The sequence below is a fragment of the Methanomethylovorans hollandica DSM 15978 genome (genome assembly GCF_000328665.1).
GTDB lineage: Archaea > Halobacteriota > Methanosarcinia > Methanosarcinales > Methanosarcinaceae > Methanomethylovorans > Methanomethylovorans hollandica.
In genome coordinates this window covers 2031674-2044158 of the sequence record NC_019977.1, presented here as the reverse complement: position 1 = coordinate 2044158, position 12485 = coordinate 2031674, and the positions used below count along the sequence as shown (strand labels likewise).

Here is a 12485-nt window from a genome sequence, read left to right as displayed (position 1 = left end):
TATTATATACAAACCTTAACTCTATATTGGGAGTATTAATTATGACTGTAAATGTAAGGTCGATACTGATAGCAACTGATGGATCAGAAAATGTAAAAAATGCAGTTAACTGGGGTATAGGATTGGCAAAGGCAAACGATGCCAAGATCACGGCTCTTTATGTTGTGCCTCCTGCAGGTGTAGCTGTTGCTATGCGTGGTGAGATGTGGGCAAAGGCGTTGGAGAGCCACCTGAAGGAAGAAGGTGAGAAAGCTACTGCATATGTGGTGGAAATGGGCAAGAAAGAAGGGGTTGAAGTGGAATGCGTGATCATTGATAGTAAAGCCCCTGCCGATGGAATAATGGATTTTGCTACAGAGAACGATATAGACCTCATAGTGATGGGAACACTGGGACTCACAGGACTCACGCATATTCTCCTTGGAAGCGTTGCAGAGAATGTGGTAAGGCATGCAAAAAAGCCGGTACTGGTCATTCCATAATTATAAAGGGTTAAACTTTGCTGTTGGACTTTCTTAATAGCAGGTGCATACCTGAATCCAGAAAGCTCAATAAACAGACCAATTTTATTTCTTTATTTTTTTTTATTTACTTTTTGATTTGAATTTATTATCTATATTCCTGTACAGCATTTTAATACTTTTATGTTTATAGCAAAATTCAATATGAACAGAACTATATGTGTACTCTACTCTACTCTATAGAAAGACTTTTAAAATATCAAAATAATATATGAAACCACATCTTTAAGGAATATATCATGATACAAGACTTCAAAGAGACATATAAGGAAGTACTACAGGCAACATTGCCATTAACACTAGCAGTCTTGTTAATTATGTTGCTGTTCATGGGTGCGGATACCGGTCTTTTGATTACCTTTCTTAAAGGAGCTCTATTTGTAATATTTGGCATGGGCCTTTTTCTGATGGGTGTGAAACTAGGAATGCTGCCCATTGGAGAAGCCATCGGCGCTGATCTGCCAAAGCACGGCTCAGTGATATTTGTTTTTATCGTCGGTTTCTTGCTCACTTTTGTGGCAACTGTAGCTGAGCCTGATGTTAGGGTGTTAAGCACTGTAATCGAATCAGTCTCTGAAAGTAGTATACAACGCACTACGATGATACTCTCTATATCTCTGGGTGTTGGCTTCTTCGTAGCCGCATCTCTGCTCAGGATAATCTATGGTATTCCTTTGAATCATATGTTATTTGTCGGTTATTTGATGGTAGTTTTGCTGTCCTTCATAACACCAACCGAGTATCTTGCAATATCCTACGACTCAGGTGGCGTGACTACGGGTCCGGTGACAGTACCTGTGATACTGGCTCTTGGAATAGGTATATCTTCTGTTCTTAGGGGCAAGTCTGAACTTTCAGAAAGTTATGGCTTGATAGGACTCGCATCTCTTGGTCCAATTTTGAGCTTGATGATCTTAGGAATTCTATCACACTGAGGAGAATATATGGAAGGAATCACAGATGTCACAATAGAGGTCCTTCAGGCACTTATTCCCATAATTCTATTTTTTATTTTTTTTCAGCTGAGATATTTGAAACTTCCTTCCTTTGAGGTCGTCAAGATCTTAATAGGCATGTTAATGACAGCTGTAGGGATGATATTGTTCCTTTATGGGGTTTACAATGGATTTTACCCAGTAGGGTTTCAGATCGGCGAATTCCTCGGGAACATTGAACAAATGTGGATCTTGATACCGATAGGTTTTGTTCTTGGTTTTCTGACAGCATTCGCCGAGCCTGCTGTGCGGGTACTTTGTTACCAGGTTGAGCAGTCTTCAAGTGGATATCTACGAGCAAAGCTTATGCTTTACATTTTATCATTTAGTGTTGCTGTATTTGTTGCTATCGGGATGGTAAAAATAGTATATGGAATACCCTTTATATACATCATTGTTCCTGGATATCTGTTAACTTTGATGCTACTATGGGTATCTGATAAAGACTTTATTGGTATTGCCTTTGATGCAGGAGGTGTTGCCACCGGTCCTATGGCTGTATCATTCCTTATGTCAATGCTTGTGGGTGTGGCTTCTTCACATAGTGAAAGAAATGCCATAGTGGATGGTTTTGGGCTTATTGCATTGGTGGCTTTGGCACCTATCATATTTATTATGCTGCTTGGTGTATATGTGAAATATAAGAAGAGATGAGGCAATGTCACAAGAAAATTCATTTTCATTGATAGTAACGATTGTAAAAAAGGGCTGGGGAGACAAAGTTGTGCGAGCTTCACGAAAAGCAGGAGCTAAAGGTGGCACGATCTTGTTTGGTCGAGGTACCGGGGTACATGAGAACAAAAGCCTGCTTGGCCTGATGATAGAACCTGAAAAAGAAATAATTCTGACAATAGTCGAAGCTGAAATCACAGATAAGGTCATCGGGGCAATAAAGGATTCAATAGGTATCAATGAACCAGGATGCGGTATAGGATTTGTTGTACCATTGGATAGCGTATTCGGTACTGCTCAGATACTATCTTCTCCTGATTTTTCATTTAAAGATGAAAAATGATCCCGTCTTTTTTAGATTCAATCAGGCACTCAATTGAATAGAGGAGATACACTTCCAGGCACTTCTTCATTTAAAGAAAAAGAAAAAAAAGAGGCAAGGAGCCTGGGATCTTATTTACATATTTACAGGTTATCTCTAACCCACTGCGCTCCTGCTTCCAGTACCTTCTTGTTGATGTCGATAAGTTTCTGTTTACTTGCAAAGTTCTCTGCCAGAGCCTCAGTAAATGCATCTGCCGGAAGTTTTGTAACACCAAGTTCCTTCAGTACGCCAAGCATTACAGTATTTGCGGCCTTCTCTGCCTTGGCCTTGCAGGCTATCTCCATGGCAGGTACCGCAATACCTCTTACTCCTTCAGGAATATCATATTCCCCTATGGTCGAATCATAGAGTATGACACCTCCGGGTTTTACGTCCATGGCGAACTTTTCCAGGGATGGACGGTTCATGGCGATCAATATGTTTGACTCATATACTATGGGTGAACCAATGGCAGAACCTGAGATCACTACAGAACAGTTGGCTGTACCCCCTCTTTGTTCAGGGCCATAGGAAGGATACCATGATACATGTCTCTGGGCTCTGCATCCTGCTTTTGCAAGTATCAGACCAAGGCTCAATACTCCCTGTCCGCCGAAGCCCGCGACCTTTACCAAAACCTGTCCGAAATCCTGATCTTCCACAGCGTCAGGTGATGCTTCTGTTTCAAGGCTAAAAGCTATATCGATAGCTTCCTTACTGAAATTGCTTCCATTGCGACACAGCGTATCCACTTCATCTGACTTGTCCCTGAAATTACCCAGAGGGAATTCCTTTTCCATCTGTTCGTTCACGAACTTTGTGCTTGCTTCTGCATCCTGCTTCAGATTCGTAGGGCAGTTGGAGAGCACTTCCACAAAGGCATAGCCTTTACCGTCACGCTGGATCTCCAGAGCTTTCCTTACGGCTTTACGAGCCTTGCGGATGTGAGATATATCTGAAACAGACACTCTTTCTATGAAAACGGGTGCCTGCAGACTGCTCAGCAATTCGCACATGTGTAGGGGATAACCTGCATACATTGGGTCTCTCCCGGTGGGGCACGTCACTGTTTTCTCGCCTATGAGGGTGGTTGGTGCCATCTGTCCTCCCGTCATACCGTACACAGTATTGTTCACGAAGAATACAGCTATCTTCTCTCCCCGGTTGGCCGCCTGGATGGTCTCATTAAGACCAATGGATGCCAGATCACCATCACCCTGATAGGAAATAACAACTGCATGATCAAGGGCTCTGGAAACACCGGTACCTACTGCAGGAGCGCGGCCATGTGCGACCTGCAAGTTCCCGCAATCAAAATAATAATAAGCGAACACTGCACAGCCCACTGGGCTGATCATCACTGTACGGTCCTGAATCTCCAGGTCACCCATAGCCTCACCTATGAGCTTATGTAGGATACCATGGCCGCATCCCGGACAGTAGTGAGTTGCAGTAGGAGCAGCTCCTCCTTTTCGGGGGAATTCGGCATAAAGACCTGCAGGTCTACCTATTACCTTCTCTTTCATATTGAGCCTCCTGTTGCAATACTCTCTATCTTTTGCATTACCTGGTCGAAAGTTACTAGATTCCCTCCAAGCCTGTTCACAAGTTCAACAGGTCGCAGGCATTTTGTTGCAAGCAGTACATCATCTTTCATCTGCCCATTGCTCATCTCCACGCAGATGAATGTGCAATCTCTTGCTTGTGCCAATGTGAGCAGTTCTTTTTCAGGGAAGGGGAAAAGGGTGATGGGTCTGAAGAGACCTGCCTTTATACCTTTCTTCCTTGCCTGTTCCACAGCAGACCGGCAAATGCGGCTGCTTATACCATATGACACCAGGATGATGTCGGCGTCTTCCATCATATATTCTTCATAGTCAACTTCATGCTCTTGAATGAGCTTGTACTTCTCCTGCAGCTCATTGTTGAATCCTTCAAGCTTTTTGAAGTCCAGGAAGATGGAAGTTACCAGGTTCTGTCTTGTCTGCGCGGTAGCATTCACAGCCCAGGAAGTATCTATCTGTGGCTCTACCGCAATTGTGGGGAACTTCAGCGGCTCCACCATCTGGCCCAGCACTCCGTCTGCCAGGACAAATGCAGGATTACGATATTTAAAAGAAAGTTCGAAGGCCTTGATGGTAAGGTCGCACATTTCCTGTACGGAATTAGGAGCAAGGACTATGTTCTTGTAGTTGCCATGGCCTCCTCCTTTGACCACCTGGTTATAATCGGCCTGTTCAGGACCGATATTACCAAGGCCAGGTCCGGCTCTCATTATATCCACTACCACACAGGGTAGTTCTGCGCCTGCAAGGTATGAAATGCCTTCCTGCTTCAGGCTGATCCCAGGGCCAGATGAGGCTGTCATCACCCTGTGGCCGGTGGATGCTCCGCCATAGACCATATTTATGGCTGCCTCCTCTGATTCCGCCTGCACGAACTTCCTGCCAAGCATCGGGAAATAGGAGGATGCTTCATGCAATATCTCACTGGCAGGGGTTATTGGATAGCCAAAGTAACAGTCACATCCTGCATACAAAGCCCCGATAACAACTGCAGTGTTGCCTTTCACTAATTGTGTAACCATGATGAAAACTCCGCTAGGTTAATTCATTCCTTGAGGGGAATGTGTATCTCTATTGCCAGAGGCTCAGGGCATGTATAGTAGCAGTTAGCGCATCCTATACATCCAGAACCCACATATTCCACATAGTGGTATCCTCTCTCATTAAGACATTCACTCATCCGAAGCACGTCCTTCGGACAATCGATTATGCAGCGTCCACAGGCTTTACACTCCAATATGTTTATTACCGGGTAAGGATCCTTTTTTTCTACGAAATCTGACATATTTCAAGCCTCTAATACTCAAGATGCATTGATCAACAAATCTCAGAAAACAGTTCATACAAAATAATGGCCTTATTGAAAAGGCCATTTATATTTGTAGCTTTCTGTATTTTGGCATTTGCTACTATACATATCTTATAAATAGTTCACCACAGGACGCATTCATTCTTCTTTGTCCTTGTCGCGTATCTCCACACGCCTGATTTTACCACTGATCGTCTTTGGCAGTTCAGGTACGAACTCTACTATGCGTGGATATTTATATGGAGCAGTAACCTTCTTCACATGGTCCTGTAATTCCTTTTTCAGCTCATCACTGGCCTTGTAGTTCTTTGTAAGCACTATAGTGGCTTTAATGACCTGCCCACGTACGGGTTCAGGTACACCGGTTATGGCACACTCGAGTACTGCCGGGTGTTCTATCAATGCGCTTTCAACTTCAAAAGGACCTACCCTGTATCCGGAGGTCTTGATTATATCATCTGCTCTGCCCACGAACCAGAAGTATCCATCTTCGTCCTTCCAAGCCATGTCTCCAGTGTGATAGTAACCATCATGCCACACATCTGCCGTCCTCTCAGGTTCTGAGCGGTAACCTGCAAATATCCCAGGAGGGTTACTAAAACTTGTATCTATGCATATCTCTCCTTCCTCACCCACCTCGCAGGCATTTCCCTGTGCGTTCAGGAGTTCAATATCATACATAGGGGAAGGCTTACCCATGGAACCGGGTTTTGGCTCCATCCAGGGATATGTAGCTACGCTCACCACGGTCTCAGTCTGTCCAAAGCCCTCCATGAGCTTCAGACCGGTAAGCTCAAGGAACTGCTCGTAAACCTCCGGATTCAGGGGTTCACCTGCAACCACACAATATTTCAGGTTACTGAACTCGTATTTGCTAAGATCCTCCCTGATAAGGAAACGGTATATAGTGGGAGGAGCACAGAAAGTGGTCACATTATATTTTACGGTATTTTCCAGCATCTTATTTGCAGAAAATTTTTCATAATCATAGACAAAGACCGCGCTACCTGCTATCCATTGACCGTATATCTTTCCCCAGATACATTTAGCCCATCCTGAGTCTGCCACTGTGTAGTGGAGCCCTTCATTAGCTACGTTCTGCCAGTATTTCGCAGTTATGATGTGTGCTAAAGGATATGCAAAGTCGTGTTGTACCATTTTTGGCAAGCCTGTGGTACCTGATGAGAAATATATGATTGATATGTCACTGTTGTTGGTTGCCTCCTCACCCACAGGACGCTTGAAGCTCTCGGAGGCTGCTTCCAGTTCGGTATTAAAGTTGATCCAGCCTTCACGATCTGTACCCAGTACCATCCTTTGCTTAAGGATAGAATCACATTCCTTATAGGCTGCATCAACTTCTCCAAGTACATAATCATCCATGGCACAGACTATTGCCTTTATGTCTGCATGCTCCACGCGATATACTATGTCCTTTTTGGTAAGCATGTGAGTGGCAGGCACCGCAACAGCTCCTATTCTGTGCAGGGCAAGCAGACAGAACCAGAACTCAAATCTGCTTTTCATTATGAGCATCACATTGTCGCCTTTCTTAATGCCATATTTGACGAACATGTTTGCTGTTTTATTGCTGTAGTATTGCAGGTCTTTGAAATCGAAGACCGCTTCATTGCCATTGTCATCACACCAGACAAGGGCTTTTTTGTGTGGCTGCTGCGCAGCATAAACATCTACAACATCGTAGGCGAAATTAAATTTATCCGGTACATTGATCGTGAAGTTCTCCTTAAAATCCTCATAGGATTTAAATTCTGAAACAGGAACGAAACAGTTTAACAAAGAATTCATGTTTTCTCGTCTCCCAATTACATTATTACTGCCAGGAACCTGGCACTCTTTCCACCGACAGCAGCCATACCATGCGGATAATTGGAGTCGAAGAATATAGAATCGCCTTCTTCAAGCACGATCTCATTATTATGTATAACCACTTTCAATGTCCCCTCAAGAACAAAATCAAATTCCTGTCCAAGATGTGCGTTCATAGAGATCGGTGTGCCTTCAGGTTTTGGTTCCACTTGGACCACAAAAGGCTCGGCTTTCTTGTGAATGAAGTTGGCAGCAATGCTCTGATACTTGTACTCTTTTCTTCTTTCAACGACTATACCTTTATCCTTACGGGTCACTGTAAAAACATGCATTCTGGGGTCTTCACCTTTAAGCAACACAGCCATATCGACCTTAAGCTCAGTGGCTATCTCATAGAGGATGCTGGCAGGAATATCTGCCTCACCTGCTTCGTATCTTAGATATGTGGCAGTATCAATGTTCAACCGGCTGGCCATTTCCTCTGCCGAGATGTTGGATATCTCGCGCAGTTCCTTAACACGAATAGCTATTTCTTTTATCTTTTCCTGCATATTCAGCCTTCCTTTTCTTGCACTTACCTTGAATATCACATGTTTGGTCGAGCTTTGACAGATCAAAATAATCTTTAAGGAGATAGACGCTTCACTGCATGTCTGATTGGACCAATCACGATAGTCTAGTTCAGTTAAAATCTACTATTATTTTAACATATTCATTCTTATTAAGGATATCAGTAGCAATGCATTTATTAGCAGGAACAATCGACACAGCCTTAAATTCCATTGTTATATGTGGTTATGAGATGAATGCTGATCTTAATGCTGCAAACAACATAGAGCACAGAGCACGAGATTTTAGGTATACCTTAGAATCTCAGGGGTGTCAGTCAATCACCCATACGCATGAGATAATCTGATATTCTCATCACTGATATGCAAGTTCTTTCCTAGCCACGCGTTAGCGTGGCAGGGAGGGGTAATTGACAGCTTTGTACATTGAGAGACACATCACAAATATATATGTTCTTAAACATATGTCCAACAGTTTCGGAAAGGGTGAACATGGATAATATAGAGAGGGTTATCAAAAAGATGGATCCAGTATACATCAGATATCTGCTTCATGCTTCACTTGGGCTTACCTGCTTTCTCTATCCTTTTCTTCCTATAGGTATACTGGCATTGATCATGTTCCTTATGCTTGTGGTTTTGAGGCGGTCTTCACAAAGGTCAAAACTATATGAGATCCTTTCCTCAAATGAAAATGTCGACCAGAAAAAGACCTTCGATAAGGGGGTCAGGAGTGCAAACAATATCGTCTTTGCCATTCTTTTGCTTTTGCTTTTCAACTATGCTTTTAGGCTGGAAGGGGTAACCTTCCCTTTATATGTGATCGGTGGAGCTGTAGCAATCAGCACATTTGGAAGTGCCTCTGCTAACTTATTCCGGTATTGGAAACGAGCTCAACTAAAATGTCTGGCAAGGCTGGATTATCCCGAAAAGAAATATAAGGGAGAAGACAACGATATGTTCAATCTGTCTTCAAGTCTCGTCATGCTGATCATTGGTATCATTTCAGCTTTTCTGGTAGGGGCATGGATCATTCACTGGAAGGAAATTGCCGTATCCTACGACATGATCTTTTTCATAGCTGTTATAGGTTCGGTAACTGGTGCTCTTTTTAAGTCCATTCCATCCAGAGTGGATGATAATATTTCCATTCTTTTCGGGTCATGCATGGTAATGTGGCTTTTTGCGTCGTTTGGGTACACAGTACCTCCAGGACACATGTTCTTTGCTCTTCTTTTTTCCCTTTTGCTAGGATATCTTGCTTACAGAGCACGTATAGCAGATATCTCTGCTCTTTTGGGTGCCAGCATTGTGGGTGTACTGATCATAGTCTTTGCCGATATTTTCTGGTTCCTGTTACTCCTAACTTTTTTCATACTGGGTGGTGGTTTTACCAAATACAAGTATGCTTACAAGGCCTCCATTGGCATAGCTGAATCCAAAGGGGGTGTCAGGAGCTATGAGAATGTCTTTAGCAATAGTATGGCAGCTCTTGTGCTTGCTGTTGCCTATGGTATATATCCACAGCACAGTGAACTCATAATGTATTCATATCTGGGTACAGTTGCAACGGCTACCGGGGATACTCTTGCAAGTGAGATCGGGACAACTTCAAAGGAAAAACCACGCATGATCACGAATTTCAAGCCTGCAAAACCAGGGCGTGATGGTGCTGTTACTATACTTGGTGAACTTGCGTGCATATTTGGTTCTCTTGTCATAGCTGTTTTAGCTATTCTGTTCGGCAGGGTAGAAAACATACCCCTGGCGCTCTTAGTGACAACTCTTGGAGGATTCATTGGCACCAACATTGACAGCTTACTTGGTGCAACACTTCAGAACAGGGGGATACTGACCAACAGTGGTGTGAATTTCTATGCTACCTTTGTCGGAGCTGCAGTTTCAGGTTTACTTTTTTTACTATTGGGGTAATTTACGGTATATGTTGCTTCTCTATTTGCGGCAACTGCCATAAGCCTATTTTGCCTGTATGTTTATGGAGAATCTCAAATTAGGATTTTGATTTAAAAACCTATTCCTTTTTTCGTTGATACTGCTATTCTCTTTTTTTTTGGTCAGTGGTAGCTATAAATATAAAAAATTTTGCTTCTTTATGGATAAAAAATCTATCGAGTATAGAGGAGTCCTCTTCGAGGACTCCATAGAAAACTATCTTTACAGAGAAACTGCCTCTATTTGCCAATTTCTTCATTTTCTCTGTATAGAAGACATTTCACAATACGTTGAACGTACTGTGTATACCAACAAACGTTGGCATTTTAAATATAACGTTTCCTCAATGATAAAGCTCTTTATTGTAAAGTGCTTCAGGAATCTCTCTTATGAAAAAACAGTATCCAGTTTAACAGAAGAAGAAGCTATTATGCTATCGTTCTGTGATAAAAATGGGCAAATAAGACTTCCTTCAGCTGGAACCCTCCATCATTTTGTAAAATATAGACTTGGAGAAGATGGGATCAATGAACTAATAATAATGGTAGGCGAAAAGATTCTTAAAAGCTCAAAGTTAAAAGACGCCAAGATAGATTCAACACCTCTTGAAGCTTCACGATATGACAAATATGCGGATTATAATCCGCATTATAAATGTAAAATGGACAAAGCTCACATTACAATGATTGGAACTTATCCGGTATTTATGACATATACTAATGGCCTTAGTTCTGATTCTACGGAACTTATCAAACACATACACGCATTAAAGAAAATGGAAGCTAATATTGAATTTTATGCTGCGGATGGAGCTTATGACTCATTCCAAAACAATGCAGATATATGGTATCATCTGAATGCAAAACCAATTATTTCCTACTCGTGTGATGCAGTATTGCACAAAGAAGGTGAAGTAGAGAGGATTGATCATTGGGTGAACAAAATGTGGAAACTTGGTGGAGAAGTTCATACCAAAATAGAAAATAAGCTGAAGTTTCTGTATGAAAATGGAAGACAAGAACAAGTTGGGATGTACCTAAGAAATCAAAACATCCTCGATGAATTATTTTGGGAGTTATACAAGAAAAGAGTAGAATGCGAAAAAGTACATGGCCACATGAAAGATACGATGAACTTCGATGTCAGAAGAATAAGAGTAGAGAGCAGAGCTCTCTACTCTCTGCTGAATTTCGTTTCCTATCAACTATTAGTGCTTACTGAATTGCAAAATAAAGTTAAACTCAGGAATTCGTTTGGGAGGCTATTCTAAAAAAGTACATCAAATTAGAATAGAAATATAAGGAGCTAATTTGATGGCCTCTTTATGAAGACCTAAGTTATTTGGCCATACCTTTTCTATCATTGAGACCATCTAATTAGCTTCAAATATTCCCAATTCTAATTAGACAATATTTGTCGAAAGAACCTCCCAAATGAATTTATTTCTTGAAAACAATTTTATAGTACCGTAAGTATCAAAAACTGATATGCTACGAAACTAAGTAGGGAGTAAAGTTCTCTACTCGTCACTCTTACTTTTCTGATGTCGAATTTAACTGTGTCTTTGATATGCCTGTGTTTTAGTTCATATTCTCCTCTTTTATTGTAAAATATCATGAACAACTAATTGTTAATGCAGGTCTGTAGGCAGGCAGCTGACATACTCCCATCACTGAAGTTCCTGGCTATTTCCCACCCACAACCGTGTGGAAGGACTGGAATACCAATAGCATGACCTGCAATGTGCAGATCATCATAGCTAATTCCACAAATGCAACCGAATAGATCTTCCCGCTATACAATGTAACGAATAAATGGACCTACGAATTGTACGACCCTTTAACCAATACTGTGTATGGCACGGCTATCGCTAACGCAACGCAGGCAACGGTCAGTAACCCGGTTAGCAGATGGCACATACTGGATCAAAGAAACAAAATGGCTGCCGAAGGCATGGCTGGCAGATGCAGTGTTCGCAGGATTCTTTGCAACAGCATTCCGTACGATCAACAGGAGGAGATGATCATGCTTCTGGTGCATATTTTTTATATTAAGCTGTCAAACATGAACGCAGTCCGGTAAAGCAACAAAGCAGGATAGCATATCAAATCTTTTAACCAACATCTTTGTGAAGAGTGGGAGATGCCAGCATGGAGAGAATGAGAATTTTGCTGACATCGTGGGAAGTTTGTGGGATTTTTAATCCCCTATGGATTTAGCCCCAGTAATTTATGACTGGGTTGAAACCACTTATAGCACAATGATATTTAACAAGACCCGAATGTAAATTATTATGGGCAGCATAATATGCTAAAGGTATGTGAATATACAGATGGCTTGGGATTTTAGGTAGTGTCCCCGTTTCACTGTACCTTCTCCTGGTTGTTCGCAATATTCTATTAAGGTACAGAGCTATCATATTTTACAGCAAAATAGATACGCTGCCCACCCTTACTTATGCTGAAATTGTCTGTAAGCTTGTAGCTCACAAGAGCTTTCAGCAGGTCATTGATATCAATTCCATTCTTTTAGTGTTTACCAATAATAGTGGGAAAGTCAAGAACATCATAGAGTTTGTTTACAGCCATAATGGTTCCGATAGGAATGCATATATTGTCGTTAGGAATTATATCGTATGTTCCTAGTTTTTGCTGCATATCTAGTCAACAACTGCAAGGCTAATAATATTTTTATCACTTGTGATGTC

12 protein-coding genes are annotated in these 12485 nt (G+C 41.9%); 6 read left to right on the top strand and 6 right to left on the bottom strand.

Translation table 11 applies throughout. The annotated features are described in order from the left end of the window. Nucleotides 1-41: 41 nt before the first annotated feature. The 4 genes from METHO_RS09840 (at nucleotide 42) to METHO_RS09825 (ending at nucleotide 2531) form a co-directional block, all read left to right on the top strand. Nucleotides 42-482, top strand: a complete 441-nt coding sequence (locus METHO_RS09840; RefSeq protein WP_015325385.1) for a universal stress protein — start codon at nucleotides 42-44, stop codon at nucleotides 480-482. A gap of 278 nt (nucleotides 483-760) precedes the next feature. Beyond that, nucleotides 761-1456, top strand: coding sequence for a DUF1538 domain-containing protein (locus tag METHO_RS09835; protein WP_015325384.1), 696 nt, complete (start codon nucleotides 761-763; stop codon nucleotides 1454-1456). A 9-nt stretch (nucleotides 1457-1465) separates the two neighbouring features. Next, nucleotides 1466-2170: a DUF1538 domain-containing protein gene (locus METHO_RS09830; RefSeq protein WP_015325383.1), complete on the top strand. Its 705-nt coding sequence runs from the start codon at nucleotides 1466-1468 to the stop codon at nucleotides 2168-2170. A 4-nt stretch (nucleotides 2171-2174) separates the two neighbouring features. Continuing rightward, nucleotides 2175-2531: a P-II family nitrogen regulator gene (locus tag METHO_RS09825; RefSeq protein ID WP_015325382.1), complete on the top strand. Its 357-nt coding sequence runs from the start codon at nucleotides 2175-2177 to the stop codon at nucleotides 2529-2531. 122 nt (nucleotides 2532-2653) lie between these two features. On the opposite strand, the gene METHO_RS09820 is transcribed toward METHO_RS09825, so the two are convergent. The 5 genes from METHO_RS09820 to METHO_RS09800 form a co-directional block, all read right to left on the bottom strand. Then, nucleotides 2654-4078, bottom strand: a complete 1425-nt coding sequence (locus tag METHO_RS09820) for a 2-oxoacid:acceptor oxidoreductase family protein (protein WP_015325381.1) — start codon at nucleotides 4076-4078, stop codon at nucleotides 2654-2656. Further along, nucleotides 4075-5139: a 3-methyl-2-oxobutanoate dehydrogenase subunit VorB gene (locus METHO_RS09815; protein ID WP_015325380.1), complete on the bottom strand. Its 1065-nt coding sequence runs from the start codon at nucleotides 5137-5139 to the stop codon at nucleotides 4075-4077. Before METHO_RS09815 ends, METHO_RS09820 begins: the two co-directional genes overlap by 4 nt. 23 nt (nucleotides 5140-5162) lie before the next feature. After that, on the bottom strand, nucleotides 5163-5402 hold the full coding sequence (locus METHO_RS09810) for a 4Fe-4S dicluster domain-containing protein (protein ID WP_015325379.1): 240 nt from the start codon (nucleotides 5400-5402) through the stop codon (nucleotides 5163-5165). 162 nt (nucleotides 5403-5564) lie between these two features. Then, nucleotides 5565-7235 (bottom strand): AMP-binding protein, encoded by a 1671-nt coding sequence (locus tag METHO_RS09805; protein WP_015325378.1) that lies wholly within the window; start codon nucleotides 7233-7235, stop codon nucleotides 5565-5567. A gap of 17 nt (nucleotides 7236-7252) precedes the next feature. Continuing rightward, a complete protein-coding gene (locus METHO_RS09800) occupies nucleotides 7253-7807 on the bottom strand; it encodes a helix-turn-helix domain-containing protein (protein WP_015325377.1) in 555 nt (184 codons plus the stop codon). Nucleotides 7808-8317: 510 nt separating this feature from the next. On the opposite strand from METHO_RS09800, the gene METHO_RS09795 reads away from it, so the two are divergent. After that, nucleotides 8318-9757 (top strand): TIGR00297 family protein, encoded by a 1440-nt coding sequence (locus METHO_RS09795; protein ID WP_015325376.1) that lies wholly within the window; start codon nucleotides 8318-8320, stop codon nucleotides 9755-9757. Nucleotides 9758-9938: 181 nt separating this feature from the next. Then, the gene (locus METHO_RS09790; RefSeq protein ID WP_015325375.1) at nucleotides 9939-11048 is read left to right on the top strand and encodes a transposase; all 1110 of its coding nucleotides are present in this window, start codon (nucleotides 9939-9941) and stop codon (nucleotides 11046-11048) included. Nucleotides 11049-11617: 569 nt separating this feature from the next. On the opposite strand, the gene METHO_RS13760 is transcribed toward METHO_RS09790, so the two are convergent. Continuing rightward, on the bottom strand, nucleotides 11618-11818 hold the full coding sequence (locus METHO_RS13760) for a hypothetical protein (RefSeq protein ID WP_156811106.1): 201 nt from the start codon (nucleotides 11816-11818) through the stop codon (nucleotides 11618-11620). Nucleotides 11819-12485: the final 667 nt, after the last annotated feature.